Annotated in this window: 21 protein-coding genes and 1 riboswitch; of the genes, 9 read left to right on the top strand and 12 right to left on the bottom strand. The window is 57.1% G+C overall.

The annotated features are described in order from the left end of the window. Window positions 1-71: 71 nt before the first annotated feature. On the top strand, window positions 72-680 hold the full coding sequence (locus ABJZ52_RS16320; RefSeq protein WP_348188323.1) for a LysE family translocator: 609 nt from the start codon (window positions 72-74) through the stop codon (window positions 678-680). Here ABJZ52_RS16320 and ABJZ52_RS16315 read toward each other — a convergent pair whose 3' ends face one another. Continuing rightward, window positions 681-1,883 carry an O-succinylhomoserine sulfhydrylase gene (locus ABJZ52_RS16315; protein WP_348188321.1) on the bottom strand — a complete coding sequence of 401 codons (1,203 nt, stop codon included), beginning with the start codon at window positions 1,881-1,883 and terminating at the stop codon, window positions 681-683. A gap of 41 nt (window positions 1,884-1,924) precedes the next feature. After that, window positions 1,925-2,004: riboswitch (SAM riboswitch) on the bottom strand. 198 nt (window positions 2,005-2,202) lie between these two features. Between ABJZ52_RS16315 and ABJZ52_RS16310 the strand changes: the two genes are divergently transcribed. Beyond that, the gene (locus tag ABJZ52_RS16310) at window positions 2,203-3,303 is read left to right on the top strand and encodes a 2'-deoxycytidine 5'-triphosphate deaminase (RefSeq protein WP_348188319.1); all 1,101 of its coding nucleotides are present in this window, start codon (window positions 2,203-2,205) and stop codon (window positions 3,301-3,303) included. A gap of 5 nt (window positions 3,304-3,308) precedes the next feature. Next, entirely contained in the window at window positions 3,309-3,857 is a 549-nt protein-coding gene (locus ABJZ52_RS16305; RefSeq protein WP_348188317.1) for a YigZ family protein, read from the top strand. Here the strand turns inward: ABJZ52_RS16305 and ABJZ52_RS16300 are convergent. Both ABJZ52_RS16300 and ABJZ52_RS16295 read right to left on the bottom strand, forming a co-directional pair. Continuing rightward, window positions 3,811-4,743: a thermonuclease family protein gene (locus tag ABJZ52_RS16300; protein ID WP_348188315.1), complete on the bottom strand. Its 933-nt coding sequence runs from the start codon at window positions 4,741-4,743 to the stop codon at window positions 3,811-3,813. The two genes, ABJZ52_RS16305 and ABJZ52_RS16300, sit on opposite strands and share 47 nt — an antisense overlap. Before the next feature lie 24 nt (window positions 4,744-4,767). Then, the gene (locus ABJZ52_RS16295) at window positions 4,768-5,412 is read right to left on the bottom strand and encodes a helix-turn-helix transcriptional regulator (RefSeq protein WP_348188313.1); all 645 of its coding nucleotides are present in this window, start codon (window positions 5,410-5,412) and stop codon (window positions 4,768-4,770) included. Window positions 5,413-5,630: 218 nt separating this feature from the next. On the opposite strand from ABJZ52_RS16295, the gene ABJZ52_RS16290 reads away from it, so the two are divergent. Further along, entirely contained in the window at window positions 5,631-5,975 is a 345-nt protein-coding gene (locus tag ABJZ52_RS16290) for a DUF952 domain-containing protein (protein WP_348188311.1), read from the top strand. Next, window positions 5,972-7,069 carry a quinone-dependent dihydroorotate dehydrogenase gene (locus tag ABJZ52_RS16285; RefSeq protein WP_348188309.1) on the top strand — a complete coding sequence of 366 codons (1,098 nt, stop codon included), beginning with the start codon at window positions 5,972-5,974 and terminating at the stop codon, window positions 7,067-7,069. The genes ABJZ52_RS16290 and ABJZ52_RS16285 overlap by 4 nt, the downstream gene beginning before the upstream one ends. Here ABJZ52_RS16285 and ABJZ52_RS16280 read toward each other — a convergent pair. Then, a complete protein-coding gene (locus ABJZ52_RS16280; RefSeq protein ID WP_348188307.1) occupies window positions 7,066-8,415 on the bottom strand; it encodes an MATE family efflux transporter in 1,350 nt (449 codons plus the stop codon). The genes ABJZ52_RS16285 and ABJZ52_RS16280 overlap by 4 nt on opposite strands. Before the next feature lie 113 nt (window positions 8,416-8,528). Here ABJZ52_RS16280 and ABJZ52_RS16275 point away from each other — a divergent pair, with 113 nt between their 5' ends. Beyond that, the gene (locus tag ABJZ52_RS16275) at window positions 8,529-9,455 is read left to right on the top strand and encodes a histone deacetylase (RefSeq protein WP_348188497.1); all 927 of its coding nucleotides are present in this window, start codon (window positions 8,529-8,531) and stop codon (window positions 9,453-9,455) included. Here ABJZ52_RS16275 and ABJZ52_RS16270 read toward each other — a convergent pair whose 3' ends face one another. The 8 genes from ABJZ52_RS16270 to ABJZ52_RS16235 form a co-directional block, all read right to left on the bottom strand. Then, window positions 9,456-9,731 (bottom strand): DUF6460 domain-containing protein, encoded by a 276-nt coding sequence (locus tag ABJZ52_RS16270; protein ID WP_348187685.1) that lies wholly within the window; start codon window positions 9,729-9,731, stop codon window positions 9,456-9,458. It lies immediately after the preceding gene. Between the two features lie 613 nt (window positions 9,732-10,344). Next, on the bottom strand, window positions 10,345-11,397 hold the full coding sequence (locus tag ABJZ52_RS16265) for a helix-turn-helix domain-containing protein (protein WP_348187682.1): 1,053 nt from the start codon (window positions 11,395-11,397) through the stop codon (window positions 10,345-10,347). Between the two features lie 154 nt (window positions 11,398-11,551). After that, window positions 11,552-12,532, bottom strand: coding sequence for a helix-turn-helix domain-containing protein (locus ABJZ52_RS16260; RefSeq protein ID WP_348187680.1), 981 nt, complete (start codon window positions 12,530-12,532; stop codon window positions 11,552-11,554). Between the two features lie 209 nt (window positions 12,533-12,741). Then, window positions 12,742-13,758 (bottom strand): AraC family transcriptional regulator ligand-binding domain-containing protein, encoded by a 1,017-nt coding sequence (locus ABJZ52_RS16255; RefSeq protein ID WP_348188304.1) that lies wholly within the window; start codon window positions 13,756-13,758, stop codon window positions 12,742-12,744. 221 nt (window positions 13,759-13,979) lie between these two features. Further along, window positions 13,980-16,193: an FAD-dependent oxidoreductase gene (locus tag ABJZ52_RS16250; RefSeq protein ID WP_348188302.1), complete on the bottom strand. Its 2,214-nt coding sequence runs from the start codon at window positions 16,191-16,193 to the stop codon at window positions 13,980-13,982. Between the two features lie 23 nt (window positions 16,194-16,216). After that, complete coding sequence (locus ABJZ52_RS16245; RefSeq protein WP_348188300.1) at window positions 16,217-17,425, bottom strand: acetyl-CoA C-acetyltransferase; 1,209 nt, start codon at window positions 17,423-17,425, stop codon at window positions 16,217-16,219. A gap of 144 nt (window positions 17,426-17,569) precedes the next feature. After that, entirely contained in the window at window positions 17,570-19,366 is a 1,797-nt protein-coding gene (locus tag ABJZ52_RS16240) for an acyl-CoA dehydrogenase C-terminal domain-containing protein (protein ID WP_348188298.1), read from the bottom strand. A 398-nt stretch (window positions 19,367-19,764) separates the two neighbouring features. Then, the gene (locus tag ABJZ52_RS16235) at window positions 19,765-20,229 is read right to left on the bottom strand and encodes a MerR family DNA-binding transcriptional regulator (RefSeq protein ID WP_153771043.1); all 465 of its coding nucleotides are present in this window, start codon (window positions 20,227-20,229) and stop codon (window positions 19,765-19,767) included. Window positions 20,230-20,636: 407 nt separating this feature from the next. Here ABJZ52_RS16235 and ABJZ52_RS16230 point away from each other — a divergent pair, with 407 nt between their 5' ends. From ABJZ52_RS16230 to ABJZ52_RS16220, 3 genes are all read left to right on the top strand, one after another. Further along, entirely contained in the window at window positions 20,637-24,656 is a 4,020-nt protein-coding gene (locus ABJZ52_RS16230) for a peptidoglycan-binding protein (protein ID WP_348188296.1), read from the top strand. Window positions 24,657-24,830: 174 nt separating this feature from the next. Then, on the top strand, window positions 24,831-25,760 hold the full coding sequence (locus ABJZ52_RS16225) for a sulfite exporter TauE/SafE family protein (RefSeq protein ID WP_348188294.1): 930 nt from the start codon (window positions 24,831-24,833) through the stop codon (window positions 25,758-25,760). Further along, window positions 25,757-26,530: a TIGR02186 family protein gene (locus ABJZ52_RS16220; RefSeq protein ID WP_348188292.1), complete on the top strand. Its 774-nt coding sequence runs from the start codon at window positions 25,757-25,759 to the stop codon at window positions 26,528-26,530. The genes ABJZ52_RS16225 and ABJZ52_RS16220 overlap by 4 nt, the downstream gene beginning before the upstream one ends. The last annotated feature ends 21 nt before the right edge of the window (window positions 26,531-26,551 follow it).

The following is a 26,551-nucleotide window of genomic DNA, read 5'->3' as shown; positions in this document are numbered from 1 at the left end:
AAGTTATTAGTTTATGGCTGCCGAAAATCCTAGACCGGAGACCTCTCAAATGATGTTTCCGGATGAATAAAATGAGTTTCGAAACCTGGCTGGCCTTTGCCGCAGCTTCCTTGATCCTGACGATGACACCCGGGCCAAGTATTTTGCTTGGTGTCGTTCACGCACTCAAATTTGGAGCCCGCAGGACTATCTTCACTGCCCTTGGCGACATTTCGGCGAACATGCTGCAGATGATGATTGTTGCACTTGGCCTTGGTGTCGTCATCGCGACTTCGCCGGCGGCCTTTCAGGTGATCAAGTGGTTTGGGGTCGCAGCACTTGTCTATATGAGCTTGAAAATGCTGCGCGCGCGCCCGACCGCCGATATGTCCATGGATGTGGTGGACGAGGGCGGTTGCTTGCGTCTGTTTTCGAGTGGATTTTTTGTAGCGCTGGGCAATCCCAAAGCGCTTGTGTTCTTCAGCGCGTTTTTTCCGCAGTTTCTGGATCCGGCGGTGCCAGCATGGTCGCAACTTTTTGCCATGTGCCCGACCATGGCTGTCCTCGACTTCAGTTGGGTGATGCTCTACGCGCTGACAGCCCGAAAATTTCTGCGGTTTCTGGACCGGCACCCAACAGCCCTGAACCGGACCGGCGGCTCTGCCTTGCTTGGAGCCGCCGGATATCTGTCACTTTCTTGATCAGGAAATAGCCTGAAGCGCTGCCTCAATGTCCTCGATCAGGTCCAGAGGGTCTTCGAGGCCGATGGATAGTCGCAGCAGCCCGTCTGAGATGTCGAGCTCTGCCCTGGCTTCCTCGCCGAGAGACTGGTGTGTGGTCGTCGCCGGGTGGGTGATCAGGCTCTTGGCATCGCCCAGATTGTTGGAGAGCTTGACGACCTCCAGTGCGTTGGTGAACCGGAAGGCCGCCTCCTTGCCACCTTCGATCTCGAAGGCAAGCATTGTGGAGCCGCCTGTCATTTGTTTCTTGACGACTGCCGCCTGCGGGTGGTCGTCGCGGCCCGGGTAAATCAATCGGCTTACAGACGACTGACGCGCCAGGAAGTCCGCAATCTTGCCAGCGCTCGATGATTGGCGTTCGATGCGCAGGGGCAGGGTTTCAAGCCCCTTCAGAAGCACCCAGGCGTTGAAGGGACTCATATGCGGGCCGGTGTGTTTGACGAAGGGCATGACCTCGTCAAGGATCCATTCTTCATCGGAGAGAACGACACCGCCAAGACAGCGCCCTTGGCCGTCTATGTGCTTGGTGGCCGAATAGACCACGACATCTGCACCCAGCTTGAGAGGAGACTGAAACAGGGGAGTTGCAAAGACATTGTCGACGATCAGCCTCGCCCCAACCGAATGTGCGATTTCGGCAACGGCGGCGATATCGATGACTTCGAGCGTGGGGTTGGTCGGGCTTTCCAGAAAGAGCGCAGCGGTGTTCGGCTTTACTGCCGCCTTCCACTGATCCAGGTCTGTGCCGTCGACCAAGGTTGATTCAACGCCGAAACGAGGCAGCAGGGTTTCGACAATATAGCGGCAAGAGCCAAATAACGCCTTGGCAGCTACCACATGGTCACCGGCCTTTACGGAAGCCATCAAGGCCAGGTTTACAGCCGCCATACCTGAGGCCGTGGCACGCGCCGCCTCAGCGCCTTCAAGCATCTTCATGCGGTCTTCGAACATCGCGACGGTCGGATTGGCGTAGCGGGAGTAGACGAAACCGGGATCTTCACCATTGAAACGGGCTTCAGCTGCTTCAGCGGTTTCATAGACAAAACCTTGCGTCAGGAACAAGGCTTCCGACGTCTCGCCGTGTTGTGAGCGCGTCGTGCCGCCGTGGACGAGCTGCGTCGCAGGCCGCAATGGGCGGCTGGTCTTGGTTTCGTGGTTTGTCATCGAAAGTTACTCCAAAAAGCAAAAAACCCGGCCTCGGGCCGGGGTTCTGCAACCCGACCGTTTTAGCTACTTGTTTAATGTGGCTGCAAGCCGGCCGGCCCAAATCACCACAGATCCAGTTAGTGGATACGTCAAAAGCCCAATTTCGTCAATTGCCGGGAACAAAATTGACTTTGACGCACGGATTGGATCTCTCTGTGCCCTTGCCACAGCCACAGCTCTGGCGAGGCAAAGAATAAGGCTGAGGGCTGTTGGCCTTGCAGGCTCAATCCGCTAAGCACGTTAACGAGAGACAGACGGCACTTTTGCGGGACGAGACATGACGCAGACACCGACAGGCATTTTGCCGGCGCATACGATCGAGAGAATGTTCCAGGAAGGAACGATCTCTGCCGAGGTTGCTCCGGTCGAAGGACAGATCCAACCTGCAAGCCTTGATTTGCGTCTTGGGCACTCTGCCTATCGTGTTCGTGCAAGTTTCCTGACAGGACCGGAAAGCACGGTCATGGAGAAGTTGGAAAACCTGAAACTGCATCGCTTCGATTTGAACGATGGTGCGGTTCTCGAGACCGGCTGCGTCTATATTGTGCCCCTGCAGGAAAACCTGGCTCTGCCCGAAGGTATTTCCGCCACAGCAAACCCCAAAAGCTCGACCGGACGCCTTGATGTCTTTACGCGGGTGATCACTGATCGGGGCCTTGCCTTTGATACGGTTCCCGCCGGCTACAATGGGCCACTCTACGCGGAGATTTCTCCTCTGACCTTTCCGATCCTGGTTCGTGCGGGATCACGCCTCAGTCAGATCCGCTTTCGCATCGGTGCATCTCTGGTCAGCGATGCTGATCTTGAAGAGGTGCACAGGACACACATTCTAATGAGTGGCGGTAATGAGCGCATTGGCGGCGGCGTCCAATTGTCTATTGATCTGGAAGGCAAGGGTGAGGGGAGTCTCGTCGGCTATCGCGCAAAACATCACTCTGGCTTGATTGACGTCGACATGCCCGGTGCGCAGGAACCGCTTGATTTCTGGGAGCCGATCTACCGACGTGGATCGGCAGAACTGATCCTCGATCCGAATGAATTCTACATTCTCGTGAGCCAGGAAGCTGTTCATGTTCCACCGGATTTCGCGGCGGAAATGGTGCCCTTTGATGCGTTGGTCGGGGAATTCCGTGTCCACTACGCAGGCTTCTTTGATCCTGGCTTTGGTCACGCGGGCGTAGGCGGCGTCGGAGCGCGGGCCGTTCTCGAAGTTCGCTCTCACGACGTTCCGTTCATTTTGGAGCATGGCCAGACCGTTGGGCGCCTGGTCTATGAAAAGATGGCCGAGCGGCCGGCGCAGCTCTATGGCGAGGGCATAGGTTCGAACTATCAGGGCCAGGCGCTGAAGCTATCGAAGCACTTCAAGACACCAACCTGACCGGAATGGGTTATCTGACGATCGACCAGGAAGCTTGTGGGGTACTGGAAGACCGCAAATCCAGATTTCTGGCTCATCTGGTCCCTTACCAGAAATTTGATGACCGATTGGATGCCCTGCGCAAGGAGCATCGCAAAGCAAATCACTTTGTAACGGCTCACCGACGTTTGCTCGACGATGGGCGTGTTGAGGAGAGCGGCAAGGACGATGGTGAGCCGTCGGGCACGTCCGGCATGCCGACCCTGAAAGTGATGCAGGGTGCCAGGCTGATCGAAGCTGCGGTGATCGTTGTTCGCTATTTCGGTGGCGTGAAATTGGGTGGCGGTGGTCTCGCCCGCGGCTACTCCGGCGCGGCAAGCGACGCGATTGCCAATGCCACGCTGATCCCCTTTGTGAAGACCGGTCGCAAAAGATTGGAAACGGTCTTTGCCGAGAGCTCCGAGCTCGAACGACGTGTTTCCGGCCTGTCGTTGACTGTCGTGAGCCGCGAGTACACAGCGACTGGTGTCATCTTGTTGGTTGAAGGCCCGGAAGAGACGTTGAAGGCTCTATAGAATGACGCTCGGACGTGAGGTCGGGTACTGCTTCGATATCGCTTTCCGGCAGATCGAAGGGGTTGAGCGGCGCTTCGCCAGAAAGGGCTTGATCTGTTTCGGCCAGGTTCGGCAAAAGCGCTTCAAGCGCTGTGTTGTCTGGAAACTCTGTCTCTGACGTCGAGACTGCTGGCTCAGAAAGCCATTCCGATTGCCACTTCCCGATTTTCCTCTCACGGGCCTGTTTGGCGAGTGCGTGATAGGCTTGTGGTGCGTCGTCGTTCGGATCTGCCCAACCGTATTCCGTCAACCACGCGCCCAGATCGGTCTTTCGCCGATAGCAGACTGCCGAAATTTCCCGTGGTCCAATTTCCTCGACCTTGTCGCAAGTGATTGTGAAGAGCCGGACCAGGCCGCGAAGGGAGGTCCTTGCTCGTGCACCGCACGGCCACGCTCCCCCAAGGCGCGAAAGGCAGGTCTCGTCAGCGCTCAGGGCGGTCACATGAGCAAGATGAACAATCATATCATCTGCGATCAGGATTCCAGCAGCTGGAATACGAGGCCTGTGCAGTTGGAGTGGACCATCAGGGATCGCTGCAACAGGCGGGTTTTTTAGTTCCTGATAGCTCTCCGAAGGTTCTACTCGTGTCAGGACGCCGGTGACCCGTGGCGGTGTGACGCCTTCTGGTGAGACATTCCGGATTTCGTTCGGAAGCGGCGCGGCCGTCGTCGGCGCCTCCAAAATTGTGGCAGATGAAGTCGGCACTTCCTGCTTTTTTGGAGCGGGCAATTGGACCCTGGATGTTCGCTCGGGTTCAGCTGGCGGCTCTGCCAACATGAGCCAGGCAACCGCAGCCCCGAAAAGGCAAACCAGCAGCAGTGGAATCAGAAGTGGGCGCAATGCCATGCGGTCTCCGACGGCTCTTGAAGCCTACTGGCTGGCCCAGATGATGCGGCCAACCCAATCGATTTCGCCGTGCTCCATTCGTATTGGTGGCAGGGATTGGTCAAGGGGACGAAACTCCATCGCAGTTTCTGTACGTTGCTGCAACAGCAACACCGAAAGCGATTGGCTACGTTGCTTTACGACAACCCTGTCGCCCTTGCGAAGCGCCATCTCGGGTGCGACGACAATAACATCTCCGTCTCGGTAGAGCGGCAGCATGGCGTCGCCGCTTATTTCGAGGGCGAAAAGCCCTTTGGCCTTGGGGTCCGGAAACGACATTGGCGCCCAGGACTTGCCTTGGGGAGCGCCTTCGGCATCAAAAAATCCTTCGCCGTTTGCCTCGGCAAGTCTGCTCAGCGGCAATTGCCGCCAAGGCTCTCCGTCGTTTTCCTGGACCTTCGGTGTCTGGATCTCGGCAACGAAGAGCTTCAGGGGTTCGCCAGTCGCCTCAAGGATTTTCGCCAGCGACTCTGTTGAGGGCCAGCGCGCACGGCCATCGCCAGCGAAGCGCTTGGAGGGATTGAACGTGGTGGGATCCAAGCCGGCGCGCTTGGCCAGTCCGGATGGAGACAGTCCGTTGCGTCGTGCCAGCCCGTCTATGGCAGCCCAGACTTGCGCATGCGACAGCATGAGTTGTGCCTCCGGTTTATCATGGGTTCACAGGAATAAATCCCTTTCGCCGGATTATGTTCGTCGGCAAAAGCCCTGTCAAAGCGTTAATATCCAGGACCACGGGTTGATCGGGTTTCTTCGACGCTTGTCCCTATTTGGCAGGGACGTTAGGGTCCGCCTCAATAATTAGGTCCGAGGTAGACCATACCGGACGATGCAGGCGGAAACGAAAACCTATGGCGCTGATTTACAAGATCCTTCCACGTTCTCTTTGGCAATCGGCCGAGGCCGTCGGCGAGTTCAAGGGGGCACCGGTGGATCTGGCGGATGGCTACATCCATTTTTCGACCGCGGAGCAGGCACGCGAAACGGCGGCGAAACATTTCGGCGGCCAGGATGACCTGCTTCTTGCCGCCTTCGAGGCTGATGATTTCGGTACGGACATGAAGTGGGAGCCATCTCGCGGAGGTGCCCTGTTCCCGCATCTTTACGCCACTCTTGCAACGAATGCGGCCAAATGGGTTTGCGACCTTCCAATTGGCGAAGATGGCGCGCACGTATTTCCGGATCTCGATCAATGACCTTCCTATCCCTTGAAAAGATCGCATTGGCTGGACTTCACCAGCTGGACGCAGAAACAGCACATGGTGTGACGATCAAGGCTTTGAAGTCGGGTCTGCTACCGTCAGCGCGGTTTGCGCGTGACCCTCGGTTAAGCGTGAAGCTTTGGGATTTGGAGTTTGCCAATCCGCTCGGAATGGCGGCAGGCTTCGACAAGAATGGCGAAGTGCCCGATGCGCTTTTGAAACTGGGCTTTGGCTTCACCGAGGTCGGTTCTGTAACACCAAGGGCGCAGCCGGGAAATCCGCGGCCCCGGGTGTTTCGCCTGCCGGGCGATCAGGGGGTGATCAACCGGTATGGTTTCAACAATGAAGGACATGCAGCTCTGCGCGCCCGGCTTGAAGCGCGTGCTACCCAGACCGGGATTGTCGGGATCAATGTCGGCGCCAACAAGGATGCGACAGACCGGGTGGCCGACTATGTCCATGGCATTGAAGCCTTCGCCGACATGGCGTCCTACTTCACGATCAACGTCTCATCGCCGAACACGCCAGGTCTTCGCAATTTGCAGGCGCGCGATGCTCTCTCGGAACTTCTGACAGGCGTCATAAGTGCTCGGGACGCAAGAATGGAAGTCGTGGGCCGCAAGGTGCCGGTCCTCCTCAAGATTGCCCCGGATGTTGGGGATGACGAACTCGCAGAGATCGTAGAGGAGGTCCTTGCCAAGGGTGTTGACGGTCTGATCATCTCCAACACGACCATCGAGCGTGGGGGACTGCGCTCGGCGACGCATCGCGATGAAGCTGGAGGGCTTTCCGGCAAGCCCTTGTTCCGGCGCTCGACCATTGTTCTTGCCAAGGCACGCAAATTGGCTGGGCCAGATCTTCCGATCATCGGGGTCGGAGGAATCGATAGCGCAGAGGCAGCCTGGACCAAGATCGCCGCGGGCGCGAACTTGCTTCAGCTCTACTCAGCTCTCGTCTTTCAGGGTGTCGGGCTCGTCGGGCGAATTGTCGAAGGTCTTTCCAGGGAGCTCGACAAACATGGCCTTTCGAATCTTGATGAGGCGCGCGGTGTCAATATGGACGCATGGGCGGAAGCCGACCCTGACTAGGGTCTGGCCGCATCAAATGTCTCATCCGCGCGTCGTCTGCAAATAAATGTCAGACTGATGCCTCTGAGGCCCAGAAAGATCTCCAGGGACAGCCAGAGCCCATGGTTCTCCAGCAGCGGAAACAGAGCATAGAAAGCTGCAATGTAAATCGCCAGGGACAGAAGCATCATGTTACGCATGTCTTTTGACCACGTCGCGCCAATGAAGACGCCGTCCATCTGAAATGCGAGAACAGCAAACAGTGGTGTCAGGGCTGCCCAAGGCAGATATATGCGACCTATTTCGCGTACGTCGGGTGAAATCGTCATCAGGTCAAAAAGGGTTGGACCTGCTGCAAAGTAGAAGATGGCGAGCAGTGCCGCCAGGGCAAAGCTCCAGACTGTGGTCAGGCGTATCGTTCGGTCGAAAGCTGGCCTGTGCCGCGCGCCGACGGCCCGGCCGACCAATTGCTCTGCGGCTGTTGCGAGGCCATCGAGAAAGTAGCCGCCGACAATAAAGAACTTCTCCAGGATTGCATTGCTGGCGAGCATGACGTCGCCTTGATCGGCGGAACGGGCGGTAAAGAAGGCGAAGGCGAAGAGCAGCGAGAACGACCGGATCATGATGTCACGGTTGACGGCAAGCATGCGCAAGAGCAGTTGGCGATCAAACACATCTGCTAGTGTTGGCCAGGACGTGCCGCGGACAGCGCGCAAAATGAGGATGAGACCAAACATCGTGGCGGCGACCTCGCTCAGCACAGTCGCGAGGGCAACGCCTTCGATGCTCCAGCCAAGGCCGATCACAAAGAAAATCGAAAGGCCGATGTTCAGGCCATTGAGCACCAGCTGGAGCATGAGGCCCGTTCCGGCCCGGCCGAGGCCCAAGAACCAGCCGAGGATCGCATAGTTGGCGAGCAGGAATGGAGCGCTGTAAATCCGGATTTCAAAGTAGCGTCTTGTCGCGGATTGAACTTCGCTACTGCCTCCTAGAAAGCTAAGGCCAAGATCCAGAAAGGGCGCTTGCAGCAGGATCACGGCAAGACCCGCGGCCAGGGCAATGACCAGAGCGCGCAAGAAGGTGGCCTTGATTTCCGAATTGTTGCCAGCACCCATGGCCTGTGCCGTAAGGCCAGTGGTGCCGGAGCGCAGAAAATTGAAGGTGGTGAACACAAGGTCGAAAATGACGCCACCTATGGCAATTCCGCCGACGAGGGCCGCATCGCCCAACCGGCCAATGACTGCGGTATCGACCACGCCCAGAATAGGCGTCGATAAATAGGCAAAGGTCATCGGAATTGCGATCGCGAGGACACTGCGATGGGTGACGGAAAAGGGCTGCTCGGCGGAGTGGCTGGCTTGGGTCATGGAAGTCCTTGGCATTGGCAGTCTTGCTTGACCCTGCCAGGCTGTGCCGTCAAGCCAATCAGGCCCCGGTTCAGGACTTCCCAACACATCCAATGCCGCTATATGGTCCGCAAATGCACGTGCCGATCGTCCACCATCCCGCCTATTGCGCCGAGCCTCCTGAAGATCATCGTTTTCCGATGGATAAATTCAGGGCCGTTGCAAGCCGGATAGTGGAGGATGGTCTCTTGGCTGGTGACAAATTTTATCGACCGCGGCCGGCGCCATTTGAATGGCTTGCACTCGCCCACGACGACGTTTACGTCGACCAGGTTTTTGCCGGAAATGTGTCGGCAGAAATTGCTCGTGAGATCGGCTTTCCGATGAAGCCGGATATCGCCTTGCGCGCTCGATGTGCGACGGGAGGAACTGTTCTGACGGGATATCTCGCTATGGAGCATGGCTTGGCATGCAACACCGCTGGCGGCAGTCATCACGCGCGCCGGGCACATGGGTCAGGCTTTTGCGTGTTCAACGATGTTGCCGTCGCCATCAAGGTCATGCAGGCCGACGGTGTGATCCGCCGAGCCTTGGTCATTGATCTCGACGTACATCAGGGTGATGGAACTGCGGACATCTTTGCAGGCGATGACAGCGTCTTCACCTTTTCCATGCATTCGGCGAAGAACTATCCAGTGCGCAAGGTGCCTTCCAGCCTCGATGTCGCGCTGCCTGATGGTCTTGCCGATCAGCCTTATATGGATCAGCTGACCTCAATCCTGCCCGAGCTCTTGAAGGATGGTCAATACGACATCGCATTTTACAACGCCGGCGTGGATCCCTACGCAGGTGATCGTTTGGGCCGACTGGCGTTGACACGGGAAGGCCTTGCGCGCCGTGATCGATATGTCATCGAGACCGTGCGTAAAGTCGGACTACCATTGGCAGGCGTGTTGGGTGGTGGCTATTCAAAGGACATGTGTGAACTTTCCGACCGGCATGTGTCCTTGCACCGAGCGGCGATCGCTGTTTCCAACGTCAGAAAATCCGCGACCGTTTAGCTAGCTCTTGTTTCCCAGGTTCAGCACCCGGGAAATGAGCCAAAGTGGCACAACGATTACAGCGCCGAGAGCGAAGTAGCGCAGCAGGCTGCCAATCGCGTCAAATCCCATTTCCCAAAGCCGCTTGAAGAACCCGACAACGATATCGACGATCTCCAGCGGATCCAGGTCGAGGGCAGAGAGAATCACGCCGACAACAAAAGATAGAAAGACGAGGCGAAGGATAACTTGCCCGGGAGACCCGCCCATAAAACGGGAAAGATTGCGCTCGGACATCGTTGCTCCTGTCATCCATCGAAAAGGTGTAACTGTACCGTAGTTAAGCGGCGTTGCGCGCCCAGACAACCAGCTTTGTCAGTTTTGACCTGAATGGCTCAGAGAAAAGAGATGTTTCGTGCCAATTACGCCATCCTGCAATCCCAATTGGCATGAATGGGTAAAAGTAAGACGAGTTCTGCCAATTACAGGCGCGTCAACTTCAACTACCTATCTGGTTCATGAGGCTTGCAGGTGCGAGAATCACCCTCTCTCGGTGCATTCGCAGCTCAGCCTCTGTTCAATCTGCCGCCAGATCTTGGCAGGGTTTTTGGGTTTCAGAAGCATGTGCCCCATCGGCTGCATCTGAATCCTCCCGGTCGCAAGTGGGTTTGGAAGAGCGCGTACAAGATTGGGCGGTGTCTGGTGCTTGACTATGAGACAGTTCAATCGGGTTGGCGGACCTGTGCGAACCCTCGTTGAAAGCAATTACGGACTGATGCGATCTCCTCCCATCTCGCATCAGTCCGACAGACAAAGTGTGGCGCGGGATCGCTACAGAGGCCAACGGGTGGTCTCGTGCCATTACCGCAGATGTTGCGCTAAATCTGTTCGCGCCGAATTGCGAATTTTGTCAAATGTCTCCAGCTACCAGCGGCTTTGTCATTCCCGAGAGGGGGTGGCGGCGAAGAGCACGTGGTGCAAGGCCAAACCAGTTCCGGACCGCGCGAGAAAACGCACTGACTTCCGAGAAACCGAGAAGAAATGCAATCTCCTTGATCGGAATATCAGTGTCGACCAGATAGCGCTGTGCTATCGAGCGCCTCACGTCGTCATGGACCTTGCGATAGCTCGTTCCCTCGTTTTCCAGAGCCCGTTGCAAGCTTCGGCTGGACATTCCAAGAGATGAGGCGACGTATTCTATGGAACAGTCACCAGCCCTTAACCCCTGACTGATCTTTTCCGCGATTGCCGATGTCTTTGTTGTTGGAGCGCCGACGGCCTCAAGTTCCTGCAAGGCTGCCATCTCGACAATTCTGAAGAGGATCGGATCAGCACTCTCCGGAACGCGCTGCAGGCTTTGGAGGGGTAGGAGTATGCGGTTTTCTTCAGCGTCAAATGCGATGTGACCACTGTGTCTTGCGAGAAAGGCACTGCTATGGCGCGGCTGCTTGGCGGATAACTCCATACGAACAAGCGCTTGTCCCTCGCTGCCAAGTCTTTCAATCCGGCCACAAAGATAGGCCATGAAGCCATAGGCAAATTGTGCGTAGGGTCCGAAATAATCCGGAAATGAGAAGCTGAGAACAGCAAGATGCTCATTTTCCTGGTATGCGATCGTCATGCAGTTACTACGGGCAGGACAGAAGCGTGCCCAGTTTCGCAAACCTTCCCTGAGGCTGGAAGCGCATAGGAATACATAGTCAAACACGCTCTCGTAACCGATTGGCGCCTGATCGAAGAGGTCAAAAATGCGCGCGTCATTGTCGAGTTTTTCTGCGAAAAACTCGAAGGCCAGCAGGGCGGACCTGACGCCAATATGATTTTCAGGATTATTTAGATCGTCAGGGTCAAGGCCACAATCCAGCAGTGCAGCGTCCCAGTTTAGATCATTCTGACGGGCAGCTTCGCCGAGATACTTGAGAGGTCTCGCAACGACCCATTCACTCTCCATTGGCGCGAGCATCGCAAGTTTCCCAGCTCTAGTTTCTAGCCTGCCGCTCTTGAGGGCGGCCTGAGGCATTGCTCAGAAATATAAGGTTGCGCTCCGGACTATTTTGCAGTTTAGGCGCGTGTCTATCTTCACGGCAACAAAGGCATAAAAGTGGCGATTTTACGCTCTATCGCCTGTTAGCCTGCTCCCGATATACCCTCGGGGGCATGCCGAACCACGCTTTTGCGGCGCGCGAGAATGCGCTCGTTTCTGAAAAACCCAGTAGATAGCAGATTTCCTTCATCGACAGTTGTGTGTCATGAAGATAGTGCTGAGCAAGAGATTTCCTTGTTTCTTCAATGATTTGACGGAATGTCGTTCCTTCGGCGGAGATCACGCGCTGGAGTTTTCGTTCCGAAATGTCCAGGGCGGAGGAAACGGTGGCGATCGAAATGTGGCCATTTTTCAGCTGTGTGTTGATTGTCTCCACAATTTCGCCAAGCGGACTTTCTCCACCGATCTGAACCCTAGCGCTTTCAAGAGCGGCTTTTTCTACAACCCGATAAAGGTTTGATTCGGAGCGAGGTGGCTGCTCATCGAGAACCACAGCAGGAATAAAAATGCGGGTCCTGGGACAATCGAACTGAATCTTTGATCGATGTTTTGTCAGAAAGGTCGCCTGGCCCGAGGGCGCAGGGGCATCGATTTCAATACGTATCGCGTCAGGGATTCTCTCAGAAAGTGTCATGAAACGCGACGATGCGGAGGTTGCCACGGCGTATGATAGCTGGTTGTGGGTCCCTAACGGTGACATTGGGCCGTATTCCATGCAGCCCCAGTTGTCTTCGACCCTGAACGAAACGGAAACCGCAGTGTTGCAGGTAATCTGAAACCTCGCCCAGTTACGCAGTCCCATTTCGATGCTTGGTGCACAAAGGGTTACATAGTCCAAGATTGACAGTGTACCGATCTGGAGTGTGCTTGCCTCGTCGAATATTTCCGCGTCGTGCCGAGACACGTCGGCGATGTACTCAAGAAGGTCAACGAGCTTTCTGGCTGAGATAAACCCATCGTTGCGTCGATACAGGTAGGGATCGAACCCAATATCTGATGCGATTGTTTCCCAGCACAATCCGTGGCTTAACGCGCGAGCTTCTATGGCTGCCAAAGGGCCAGCTCTCACACGGCCAAGATCTTTTCGCGACAAAGCTTACAGCCCACCATTTTACAAATCCGGGAAAAGCGTAGGGCGCAGGCTGGGCTCTGGTCAACGTCTTTCCGCTACGTCAAATGTCAGGTGCTCGATTATCGACAGTTTTCAGGTTAAATTCGATAGCAGTTCAAGCCCGGACTTCTGCAGTATCCAGGGCATGCAACTTAGCTGCTTGAGATCGTGCGCCGGATTTCCTTGGGAGGCTGACCGTACCAGGACTTTACAGCGCGCGAGAACGTGCTGATTTCGGAAAATCCAAGCAAAAACGCTATCTCCTTCATCGGCAGGTTTGTTTCGCGCAAGTAACGCCCTGCAGCTGAACGCCGGATTTCCTCGGTCAACTGGCGAAACGAGGTTCCCTCTTCTGCAAGAAGCCTTTGAATTGACCTTTGCGAAATGCCTAGGTTGGACGCCACCGTTTGCAAGCTGCAGGTGCCGGTTTTCATGGTCTCCGAAATTTCGTCGGCAATCCTGTGCAGCGGTGAGCCTCGCTGGGCAAAAGCAGCCTGCTCTTCGCCGGCTGCTTTTTGGATGATTGAGTAGAGGTTTTCATCATTCCGCTTCGGTGCCCGGGACAGGATCTCTTTGCTGAAGACGAGGCAGTTTCGGGACTGGCCGAACTGCATCCTGTCGCCGTAGCGTTCCTGAAGTCTCGATTTTTTAGTAGGCGCATCCGCAATCAGTTCGATTTTGATCGGAGCAGGACTTTGATCAAGAGCCATTTCGACTCGCTTTACCGACCAGCCGATACGGGCAAACATGTTCTGCGTGCAAATGCCAAGCCGAGGTGGAATGACCCACTCCAGGGTGCCTGTACTCTCTTCTTCGGTGAACGTAAGCGAGACGCAGTTGGTTCTCATCGCGAGAAAGCGTTTCCACGCAAGACAACCGTCTCTCAGTGTTGGCGCGCAGACGAAAAGGTAGTCGTAAAGCGTGAACTTGCCGAGGTTCATCTCGTGGAAAATGTCAAAAAGGGCGGCGTCATCCTCGAGGACTTCGGCAACATGTTCAAATACAGCGGCGGTCGCGCGAAAAGGGACCATGCCGTCTGGCTCTGTCAGTGCATTGAGATCGAAACCAAATCGATCTGCCAGAGTCGGCCAGCACACACTCTCTGAAGGAAGAGCCATTTTCAGCGCGTTCAGAATCTCTGACCGTGCCCATTCATTGGTGGCAGTCATTTTTGTGCTTCGCCCTCCGCACCGAAGTCCCACCATATCAATATAGCGCGACGTTCTCGGGCTTAAATCGTAAAAATTGCCAAACATCAAAGGGGCGAAGTGGCGAAAAAATGGGCAATATTCCGCAGGAAGGCAATAGCTTGGGTCATAACGGGCGGCAAGTTTGTTCGCCGCCCGTTATCGTTGCTAGGTCTGACCGATGAAGTAGAAGGTTGCTTTGGTCACGCCGCCTCGTCTTTTACAGCGGCCACAGGCGGGAATCTGCCGTAGAAGGTATCTCCGGTCTTAGCCATGTCACGCAGAAGTTTGTTCGGCTTGAAGCGCGGGCCCCATTTGCGGGTAAACTTCTTGCACAGATCGACGAATTCGGTTGTTCCCATGGTGTCGATGTAGCTCAGGGTGCCGCCGGAATAGGGGGCAAAGCCGAAGCCGAGGATGGATCCCACGTCCGCTTCACGAACGTCTGTGAGGCACTTTTCCTCAAAGATGCGCGCTGTTTCCAGAGCCTGCATGACCAACAGGCGCTGTTGAAGTTCTTCGACATTGAAGCTCTCTGCGGGCTTTGGTTGTCCCACGACATCAGGGATGCCGGGCCACAGTTTTTTATCCCGCCCGGCGTAGTCATAAAAGCCCTTGCCGTTCTTCCGGCCAAACCTCTCACGCTTCACGACCATCTCTTCAAGAATGTTGTCGAGCGGTCCTTCGACATATTTGACACCGAGGTCCTTTCGGGTCGCCGAGACGATCTTCCAGGCCAGGTCGAGTGCGACCTCATCTCCCAATGACAGAGGACCGACCGGCATGCCGGCCATACGGCCTGCGTTTTCGATCATTGCGGCTGGCACGCCATCGGCCAGCATCATCAGGCCCTCGCGAATGTAGGTCATCACGACACGTGAGGTGTAGAACCCACGGCTATCGTTGACGACGATCGGCGTCTTCTTGATTGCTTTGATATAGTCGAGAGCCATTGCCAGCGCTCTGTCGGACGTCTTCTTGCCCATGATCACCTCGACCAGCATCATCTTGTCGACCGGAGAGAAGAAGTGAATGCCGATGAAGTTTTTGGGTCGGCTGGAGGCTTCAGCCAGCGAGGTGATAGGCAAAGTGGAGGTGTTTGACGCAAAGATCGCGCGGGATTTCATGGCCGCCTCGGCCTGTTCCGTGACGGTCTTCTTGATTGCTCGGTCTTCAAAGACGGCCTCGATGACAAGGTCACAATCGCCGAGCGCGTCATAATCGGTCGTGGCGTTGATGCGCGCAAGCAGCTTTTCTTTCTGCTCTTCCGTTGATCTTCCGCGCTGGATCGCCTTGGTCAGAAGACCCTCCGAATAGGATTTGCCCTTGTCGGCCGCTTCCTGACTGCGATCGATCAGCACGACGTCGATGCCGGCCTGCGCGCTGACATAGGCGATGCCGGCACCCATGAAACCGGCGCCGAGAATACCAACCTTCTTGATCTTGTTCGGGCGCTGATCGACTGGCCGGCGTGCCCCCTTGTTCAGCTCCTGCATGGAGACAAACAGGGACCGGATCATGTTGCTCGCTTCCGGGCTTTGCAGAACCTTGGCGAAGTACCGACTTTCGACCTGAAGCGCGAGATCCATCGGAAGCTGCAGGCCTTCGACCACCGCATGAAGCATGTAACGCGGTCCGGGATAGTTGTCGAAGGTCTCGCGGCGATAGATCGCGTTGGCTGCCGGCCAGAATTGGAAGCCTGCGGGTGAGTAGACCTTGCCGTTCGGCAGCTTGAAGCCCTTTTTGTCCCATGGCTTGACCGGGTCGACACCGGCAGCAAGCAGTTTTTTTGCCGTTTCGACCAGCTTCTTTGGCGGCACGATTTCGTCGACCAACTTCATCGATTTCGCCTGCTTGGAGCGCAAGGTTCGGCCCTGCAGCAGGAACTGCATGCCCTGTTGACCATCGGCCATGCGCATGACGCGCTGTGTACCGCCAGCACCGGGGAAGAGGCCGACCTTTACTTCAGGCAGCCCCATCTTGAAGCCGTCGTCATCGGCGGCAACACGGGCATGACATGCAAGCGCCAGTTCCGTGCCTCCGCCCATGCAGGCACCCGTCAGCGTTGCGACGAACGGCTTGCCGCAGGTTTCCAGCTTCCTGTAGATCAGCGACAGTTTGCGCGAACCGTCGAACAATGCCTTGGCAGCGGCTTCCGGATCATTTGACTTCTGCTTGTGGAAGCTCTGAAGCAGGCCTTCCAGCATCGTCAGGTCAGCGCCACCGGAAAAGGCTGCCTTGCCGGAAGTGATCACTGCGCCCTTGATCGTGTCGTCGTTGGCGACATCGTCAACCAGTTGGTCCAAGTCTTCCATGACCGAAAGGTCGATGACATTCATCGACTTGTCCGCCATGTCCCAGGTAATGGTCGCAATTCCGTTCGCGTCGGTGTCGATGGTGAAGTTCTTGTAGGTCATTGTCTTGTCTCCTCCGTCTCGCCTCAAACGCGCTCGATGATTGTCGCCGTGCCCATGCCCGCGCCAATGCACAGAGTGACCAGGGCCGTGTTCAGATCCCGGCGTTCCAGTTCATCAAGCACCGTACCGAGGATCATCGCTCCGGTAGCTCCCAGTGGGTGCCCCATCGCTATGGCTCCGCCATTGACGTTGACGGTTTCCGGGTCGAGGTCGAACGCCTGCTGATAGCGCAGGACAACTGCCGCAAAGGCTTCGTTGATTTCAAAAAGGTCGATGTCCTTGAGGTCCATCTTTGCGTTGCGGAGCAGCTTTTCGGTGACATCGACTGGGCCGGTCAGCATCAGGGCGGGCTCGGACCCGATGTTGGCAAATGCCTTGATGCGTGCGCGGGCTTTCAGGCCAGCTGAGCGACCGGCTGTGCGCGAACCGATCAGGACGGCAGCGGCGCCATCAACAATTCCGGAGGAGTTGCCGGCGTGATGGACATGCTTGATCGATTCCAGCTCCGGGTGGGCCTGTACAGCGACCGCGTCGAAGCCGCCCATGCTGCCCATCAGCTCGAAAGACGCATTGAGCGAAGCCAGGGACTGCATATCGGTCTCAGGACGCATGTGTTCGTCGCGATCGAGAATGGTGATGCCATTGATGTCCTTGACCGGCACCACGGAGTTCTTGAAACGTCCGTCTTGCCAGGATTGGGCTGTCCGCTTCTGGCTTTCGACGGCATAGGCGTCACAGTCGTCGCGCGAGAAGCCGTATTTGGTGGCGATAAGGTCAGCGGAAACGCCCTGGGGCATGAAGTAGGAGGGGATGGCGACTTGCGGCTCGATCGGCCATGCGCCGCCTGAAGCGCCAAGGCCGACGCGGCTCATGCTCTCGACACCACCTGCAACAACCAGCTTGTGCTGGCCGGCCATGACTTGTGCGGAGGCCATGTTCACGGCATCAAGCCCCGAAGCGCAGAACCGGTTGATCTGCATGCCGGGGACAGACGTGTCATAACCAGCAGCAAAAACGGATGCGCGCCCGATGTCCCCGCCCGCTTCACCAACGGGATCAACGCAACCCAGCACCACGTCATCGATCTTCGATGTATCGAGGTCGTTTCGATCCCGGAGCGCTTCAAGGGTCGTGGCGGCGAGACGTACTGCCGGAACTTCATGCAGGGCGCCGTCTTTTTTGCCGCGGCCTCGCGGTGTGCGCACGTGATCGTAGATATAGGCTTCAGGCATCATATCCTCCTAAGAGTTTCTTCTCCGCTTCGGCTTCCTGTCGAACGGAAGTGACCAGATGACGGAGTGTTTCTTTCGGCTTTGACGGCAGGCAGCGCCGTGTACTCTGTGACCGGCCCGGTGATTTTCCAGGCCGGGAGTGCCTTAAAAAGCGTTGGCGTCGAGCGACATGAGCGTGTCTGCGCCACTGGAAATTCGTGCCAGATGCGCCGACGTCTCCGGCATGGTACGCTCCATGAAGAAGCTTGCAAACGTCAGCTTTGCCTTGAGCCAGTCTTCCTTGCCATCTGGACCACTTTCAAGTTTGTCGTTGATGGTTTTCGCGATCTTGGCCCACATGTAACCAAGGCCAACAAGGCCGAAGAGGTGCATGTAGTCGACCGAGCCTGCGCCGGCATTGTCCGGCTTGGCCATGGCGTTGTTCATGAACCACATGGTCGCTTTCTGAAGGTCATCGAGCCCCGCCTTGAGGGGCGCGATGTAAGGCTTCATTGCCTCATCTTCGGCATTTTCCTTGATGAAGGTGCTGACTTCTTCAAAGAAGCCCATCACTGCGCGGCCACCGTTGGCCGGCAGCTTGCGGCCAACAAGGTCTAGCGCCTGGATGCCGTTTGCCCCCTCATAGATCATGGCGATCCGTGCATCGCGGACGAACTGCTCCATCCCCCACTCTGCGATATAGCCGTGTCCGCCGAACATCTGCTGTGCGTTCACGGTATTTGCAAACCCGGTGTCAGTTAGAACGCCTTTGAGTACGGGGGTCATCAGCCCCATCATGTCGTCGGCCTTGGTCCGGGCTTTTTCATCAGGAGAGCGGTGCGAGACGTCGCCCTGCAAAGCGGTCCAGAGAACGAGAGCCCGCGCCGCTTCGTTGAAGGAGCGGATCTGCATCAGTGTACGGCGAACGTCCGGATGCACGATGATCGGGTCGGCTGCCTTCTCCGGAGCTTTCGGGCCGGTCAGGGCACGCCCCTGCAGTCGGTCCTTGGCGTAGACGACCGCATTTTGATAAGCGACTTCCGACTGCGCCAGGCCCTGAACGGCGACGCCGAGACGCGCTTCGTTCATCATCGTGAACATGGCGCGCAGACCCTTGTTCTCTTCACCGACGAGCCAGCCAACGGATTCATCATAGTTCATCACGCAAGTTGCGTTGGCGTGAATGCCCATCTTGTGCTCGAGAGAGCCACAGGAAGCGCCGTTGAGGTCGCCAATGGTCCCGTCGTCTGCAACCATCTTCTTGGGAACGACGAAAAGAGAGATGCCCTTGGTTCCCTCAGGCGCGCCTTCAATGCGGGCAAGCACCAGGTGAATGATGTTGTCCGACATCTCGTGGTCGCCAGCAGAGATGAAGATCTTTGTGCCGGAAATCTTGTAGCTGCCGTCCTCCTGGGGAGACGCCTTGGTGCGGATCAAACCAAGGTCCGTGCCGCAATGAGGCTCGGTCAGGTTCATGGTGCCGGTCCATGTGCCGGCGATCATGTTCGGCAGATACTTTTGCTTGATCTCGTCTGTGGCATGCAGCGACAAAGCGGCAACGGCACCTGCCGTCAGGCCCGGGTACATGGCGAAAGCCATGTTGGCGGAAGACAGGAACTCGTTGAAAACCGTCGCAAGAGTATGGGGCAGGCCTTGCCCGCCATAGTCCGGATCAGCCGAAAGCGTGCCCCAACCGCCTTCACAGAATGCGGCATAGGCTTCCTTGAAGCCTTTGGGCGGTGTTACGACGCCATCGTCCGAGCGCGAGCAGCCCTCGTGGTCACCGCTCTGGTTGATCGGCTGGGCAATTTCCTCGGAAAACTTCGCGCCCTCGCGCAAGATCGCTTCCAGCAGGTCAGGGCTGGCGTCGGCGAAGCCGGGCAGGTCGGAATATTGCTCGTAGCCCAGAACATCGTTCAGGAGAAACAGTGTGTCGTCGACTGGTGCGCTGTAGCTCGGCATGGAAATCCTCCCAGATTTGCCACTTCATTTGATACCTGACGTTTCCGTAAACGTCACCTTGATCGCTATATACGTCCCTCTGCACGTGCGAGCAAGTGGTGTCCTTGGGGAAGGGAGACTGAAAAAATGCGTTTTTGAAGGCTTTTGGGCAAAAAGTGGCGTCCGCCGTTACGAAAACCACAAGCCGAAGTCCAATTTTGGGACCATTTTTGACATTTAGGGATCAGAACGCTGAGAGCCGCACTGCATCATGGCCTAAGCCAAGGCGTCGGTTCGTGGCGCACCGACAGTATGCGCTGCGTCTGGAAGCGCCGCAGACAAACAAAAACGCCTGCCGCGACAAGGCGCGCTGCAGGCGTTGAAAAGTTCTCAATTGGCGGGGGAGGGTAGGAAGAGCCCTATTCCTCTCCTTCCGCTTCTTTTTGCTTGAGCATGCCGGAGATGATCTCGACGGTTCGCGACAATTCCTCAATCGCCTGCTCGATATCCCGGCGCTGTTCCTCGAGCACCGAAATCTGCCCGTTGAAGCGTGAAAGCGCGACCCTGAGCTGGGTGACCTGGCCATCGCGCAGATCGTAAAGATCCAGCATGTCACGGATCTCGGAAAGCGAAAAGCCGACACGTTTGCCCATGAGCACCAGCTTCAGCCGTGCGCGGTCACGGCGCGTGTAAACCCGGTTCAGCCCATCGCGCTTGGGGTTCAGGAGCCCCTTGTCCTCATAGAAGCGAAGGGTCCGAAGTGTACATTTGAATTCCTTGGCCAGGTCGCCAATGGTGAATTGGGTCTTTTTTGTACTTTCGTCCCCGGCAGCGACAACGTCGACCAGTTCGTTGTCGTTCAAAATCGAAAGAGCTTCGCTCATAGCGTCTTACCTTGTCATCTCCGGTTCCGGAGCTTTGTTTTTATTTGCGCAGCTGTGTGGCTGAGAGGATCTCGCCGTCCACCGAAACGCCAAATGTGGATAACCCGACACACATCAATCTCGGTTACTTTGAAGGAACATGTACCTTACGCGAAGGTAAAGGTCCAGTCACGGCAGCGGGCTTGTCAGGAAATCGTTAACCGATGGCCTGCTGAGGCGGGCAGATGATGTTTTCTCAACGGTTAACCCGCTCCGGTTTCTTGCATTTGGCAACTGCAATTAACGCGCTGTTTACCCTGTCTGGACAAAGATTCGGCAAATGCTGCGGCGCTATTTGTATTTTTTGTTGGCTTGGCGCAGCCCGTCAAAAATGAGCGGTCAGAAGATCGTAACCCCAGGGTCAAGACATGCCGGCTTGGAAGAACCGTGAAGCAGGACGCCGCGGACGCATCAGAAATGAGCCACACGATGAGGGCTATTTCGATGCGGGCCTTGACGAGCGCGATGCCCGCCGTCCGCGGCCGTCACGGCACGAGCAACCGGGCGATCGGATTGAACGTCTGACAAGAACCGCGACTTCTCTTGGTGATCAGGGCAGGCGGCGACGTGCGCGCCCGATGGGCGGCGAAGGCGAGCTCGAGGCGGTTGCCAACGAACTCGATCGTTTGCTTAGCGACCGTGACGCTGATGCTGCGCCCCGGCGCCCGTCGCGTGGGCAGGCCCCCACCCGTCGGTCAAAGAGAGACCGGTCTCCCCCGCGCGATGGCGGGCGTCTTGATCAGGTGATTGGTGCGCTTGAAAAGCTGGACCGGAAAGTCGAAGGACTTGCCGACAAGTCGCAGTATGAGGACGAGTATCGCGAGGATTTTGGAGCGTATCATGCTTTCGACGCAGATGATCGCCGCTCAGCCTACGATGCGCCTTATCCGGACGAAGACTACGAACCAGATGCGTACGGCGCTGACCTGGATCATGACGATGACTATGGTGCCGATGAGTATGATGACTACGAAGAACAGGCCTATGCCTACGCGGAGCCGCGTGGACGCAGGCGAATGGCTTCGGGGTCTCGTCGCGCGCCCAACGATCCCGGCATCGGTGCCTATAAGGATCTCGGCCGCCGCATAGACTCCCTGCGCAAACCGCAGATGGAAGCCTTCAACATGGTGCGTCAGGAACTCGGTTCCTTGCGCGACGCCATTGGCGGCTATTCCTCCGTCACCCAGGAACGGTCCGGCAAGCAAAATGCCGAGCTGCGCCGTCTGGCGAACATGGTCGAGCGGCTGCGTGTTGAGCGACAGGATGATCGCTTTGCAAAAGAGATCCGCAAGGAAGTTTACGAACTCAAGTCGCTTGTCGGCCGCACCAATGTCGACGGGACGCTCAAGACCCTCGAGCACGGCTATGCCCATATTCTGCAGCGTTTGGATGAGCTCAGCCGGGCGACGATCGACCCCAGGGTTCTGCGCGGTGTTACGGCGCGCTTGAACGAGATTGAGGATTCCTTTGCCGCCCTGCCACGCGGCGAACACATGCTCGTGCTTGAAGACCGGGTGTCCGGCATCGCTGAACGCGTTGAAGAGCTGCTCCATCGAAACAGCCACGAGGAAATCGAACCTCTTCGGCTAGAGTTGCGCGAAGTTCGCAATTTTGTTGAACAGATTGACATTGGCGGTCTGGTCGAAAGCATCGATGACAGGATGCGTTTCGTTGCGGGTCGCCTGGACGAGCTCGAAATTCTGGCGCGCGAGCAGCGCGGACTTGATACGCGCATTTCCGCCATGGAAGATCGGCTTCCCGATGCCGACACGTTGAACCGGTTACAGGGTAGGCTTGAAGACATTGTCGGTATGATGTCCGACGAGCGTGCCACGGGTGAGACACCAAAGGCGTTTGCGGCGCTGGAAGAGCGCCTGGCAACGATCTCGGGCAAGATCGATACCATTGAAAAGACTGCCAGCCGTCCGACGGCTGCTATGGATGCTGCCGCTCTGGCTGCTGCCGATCCTGCGGGGATCGAGGCGCTCGGCGAGCTCCAGATGCGGATTTCTGATCTGGCGGAACAGCTTGATAAGCCTCGGGATAACGTCACCACCAGTGATCTGGACGCATTGCGCCAGGAAATCGGGGACATGCGTAAGGCGGTCGCCGCACCGGTTTCTACGGATGCATTGGAACAGCGCATCAGCGATCTGGCGGAAGCCGTGGCTCGCGGCAGCGAAGGACTTGATGATCAACGCATAGAGCAGCTTGGCTCTAAGGTTGCAGCGCTTGCCGAACAGCTCGAGACTTCCGGCGATCGCGATGAGGACATGAAACGGGTCACGACTGCGTTGGCCCGTATCGAAGACGGATTGAAGACCACACGGGAAGAGGTGGTTGCGATCGCCATGGACGCGGCGCAAGAAGCCGTTTCGGCTAATCCCACGGCGCGTGCTCCTGAATACGACAAGGCAATCGAGGGTCTGCAAGGTGATCTGCGCAGGCTTCTGGATGCCGCTGATGGTTCGGAAGAGCGTACACGCAACACATTCAACGGTGTTCAGTCGGTACTTGGTTCGCTCACGGACCGACTGGAGCGTCTGGAGCGGATGGACCATCCGACATCGGCGTCTACTGCATCGTCGACCGCAGTTGGCGAAGCAGGGCTTCTGGGACGTGGGTTGAACAAGCTGCGCCAGTCCGAGCCTCAGGAGGAGCGTACGACTGAGCGTGTGCGGGATCGAAAGGCCGATTTTATTGCTGCTGCGCGCAGGGCTGCGCAAGCAGCATCTCAAGAAGCTGCAATGATCGAAGCTGCCGCTGAGCCGAGCCGTTCCAAAGACGATAGCGCCGAAGATCGCAGTTCTGCGCGTACCGGCTGGCTGCGCAATGTCTTGAAGCGCAATACAAAGAAGTCTGACGGCGTAGACGCAGATGAATTGGTGTTGGATACACCGGCGTTTGAACCTGTTCATGCAGAAGAAAACAAGGTTCTCCCTGGGGATCGGCCCGCGCCTGAAGACACGCCTGCCGCAGGCGGCGGTCGCCGCAGAGCCTTGCTCTTTGCAGCTGCCGCAGTGGTTCTGATGATCGGCACCTTGCAGGTCTTCAAGTTGGTCACGACGTCCGGCGATGGGGCGTCTGATGCCGACAAGGTTGCCGTGACCACCCAGGAGCCGGTTACGCCGCAGGTGGCAAAGGTAGAGACGCCTGCCGAGGCCACACCCAGCCCGGCGGAAGCAGCCCCGGTGAGAGCCGCAGGCGCAGTTAAGAGCCCGCCGGAAAGTGTCGCCAGTACGAACGAGAGTGCAGCGGGAGCAAAGGTTGCGCCACCTGTGGAACCGGCACAGACCACGCCTCAGCTTGCCTCTGCCCCGGCCACTCAGCCCGTGAAACCGGCGCCTCAGCAGGCGTCAACGTCAGTCGCGCCCGGTCCCGAGACACCCGACACGCTGGCATTTGCTCCTCCGAGCGGTGTTGGCGGGAGCTTCGGCGCAGAAGTGCCGCCGCTCGAAAACGAAATTTCATCGGCAGGCCAGAATGCAGTTCCAGCCAGTCTCGTTGCGAAGCTGCCTCCGGAGGCGGTTGGCCCGATGGCCTTGCGCAGCGCTGCAGCCAGTGGCAATGCCGCAGCAGCTTTCCTCGTTGGTGTGAAATACACCGAGGGCAAAAGCGTACCGGCCGATCTTACGGAAGCGGCCAAATGGTACCAGAAAGCGGTCGATCTTGGCCTTGCGCCGGCCGAATATCGCCTTGCAAGCCTCTATGAGAAGGGCCGGGGTGTCGAGAAGGATCTCGAAAAGGCCCGTGAGCTTTACACAAAGGCAGCTGAAGCGGGCAACGCTAAGGCAATGCACAATCTCGCGGTTCTTTACGCTGAAGGCGCAGACGGCGCTCCCGACTTTGCCAAGGCAGGCAAGTGGTTCGAAAGCGCAGCCAACTATGGCGTGAAAGACAGCCTGTTCAATCTGGGTATTCTCTATGCGCGTGGTCTTGGTGTCGAAAAGGACCTCGTGGCGAGTTACAAGTGGTTTGCGATCGCCGCAGATCAGGGGGACCGGGACGCTGCCAAGAAACGCGACGACGTGGCGAACATGATGGACCAGGAGACGCTGGCAGCTGCACGCCTCGCTGTGGAGACGTTCAAGCTGAAGACGCCGGATCCGGTCGCAAACAAGGTTGCCACCGACCCTGAATGGGCGGCTGCGGGAGACTTGTCCACCAATGCCTCCATTTCTCTCGGCAATGTCGTCGACTATGAGGGAATGGTGCGAGAGGCGCAGACCAGACTGAATCAGCTCGGCTTCGAAACAGGCACGCCTGATGGGCAGATGGGGCCGCGAACTCGCAGCGCAATTCGCGCCTTCCAGCGCAGTATCGGCATGGTTGAGACCGGTGACGTCGATGCGGATCTGATCAAGGAACTGGAAAGCCAATCGATCTGATTTTGGCCGGTTTACCCGCGCGCAAGACACGCTAGCGTATAAAAAGAACAACGCAGGCAGGCTTTATGACACTGATGGCCTGACTCTGGTTGACAGATCTTTCCAAGAGGGTCTTAAACCGAAGCATCATATCCACGGGTCCCTGACCGGGTACCCCAAAACCGGCAATCTATCGTGCAAGTCTATCTGCCCATCGCCGAAATACCGGTCAATATGTTTGTCATTTTCGGCATGGGCGGCGCCGTGGGATTTCTCTCGGGCCTTTTCGGCATTGGTGGCGGGTTTCTCCTGACGCCGCTTCTGATCTTCTCTGGTATTCCACCGGCGGTCTCTGTTGCGACTGTCACGACGCAGGTCGTCGCGTCCTCCGCATCTGCCGTGGTGACTTACTGGCGCCGCAAGGCAATCGATCTCAAGCTCGCGACAATGCTGCTGATCGGCGGTGTCCTGGGCTCATTGCTGGGCGTGATCCTGTTTGATGTCCTTCAGTCTGTTGGTCAGCTGGATCTGGTCATCTCCCTGGCGTATGTCACCTTCCTCGGCGCGATTGGCAGCCTGATGCTGATTGAATCAGTTCGTGCCATTAGACGACGCAAAAGTGGTGCACGCGTGGCAGCCCGGCGGCCCGGCCAGCACAACTGGATCCACGGGCTTCCCTTCAAGATGCGGTTCCGCCAGTCGAAGCTCTACGTCAGCGTTTTGCCTATCCTGGCGCTGGGGGGCATCATCGGCTTCCTGGGCACGGTGCTCGGCATCGGCGGCGGCTTCATGATGGTGCCGGCGCTGATTTACCTGCTGCGCGTTCCCACGAACATCGTTATCGGAACATCGCTTCTGCAGATCATGTTCACCATGGCTGCCGCCACTATCTTTCATTCGATAGGCACCCAGACGGTTGATATCGTCCTTGCCTTGACGTTGATGATTGGCGGCGTGATCGGTGCTCAATTTGGCGCGCGTATGGGTCAGAATCTGCGCGGGGATCAGTTACGGCTCCTGCTGGCTCTGCTTGTGCTGCTGGTCGGCATGCGCTTTGCCGTCGATTTGTTGCTGACGCCAGAAGACTTCTATTCGATTGCGATCATGAAAGGGGCGGGCGCATGATCGGTCGAAGTGCCTTGCTTCTGGCTTTGGCCCTCTGCCTGCTCGGATCGCAAACTCGCGCCGAGGACCTTGTGACGGCCCTGTCCTCGGACGAGGTCTCTATCCAGTCAAACTTCACCGGTACGGAAATTGTGATTTTCGGCCAGATCAGCCGAGACCTGAACACGATTGCCCGCCCAGGTGTCTACGACCTGGTGATCACGGTTGAGGGCCCCTCGCAAGACATCACCACCCGCCGGAAAGGACGTTTTCTGGGTGTCTGGGTCAATCGTGAATACGAGACCTTCCAAGGCGTTCCGTCATTTTACGCTTTGGCCAGCACCCGGAGTGTCGGAGAGCTGGGGGATCGGGAGCTGCTCGATGAACATGCCATTGGTCTTCATCACCTGAACCTCGCTGTCTCAGGCCATTCGGGCGTGCCTCTCTCTGAGCGCGACGACTTCCGCAACGCCTTCCTCCGTCTGCGGCAGCAGCAGGGGCTCTATTCGGAACGACCACAATCGATAGAGTTTCTGACGGAGACAATGTTCAGGACGAAAGTACCGCTGCCAGCGAATATCCCGGTCGGTCAATACAAGGTGAAAAGCTATCTTCTGCAGGATGGTGGGCTTCTCTCGGCGAAGGAGTCCGACTTGACTGTTGCCAAAAGCGGCTTCGAGCAAGTGACCTACAACCTCGCGAACAATTATTCGCTGATCTATGGATTGCTCGCGGTAACACTTGCCATTTTCACAGGCTGGCTCGCAGGGGTGATATTCCGCAAGGACTGAAGCGATATTCGAGCAGGCTTG

It is taken from the genome of Roseibium sp. (genome assembly GCF_039982295.1).
Taxonomy (GTDB): domain Bacteria; phylum Pseudomonadota; class Alphaproteobacteria; order Rhizobiales; family Stappiaceae; genus Roseibium.
This window is presented reverse-complemented; position numbering and strand designations above follow the sequence as displayed.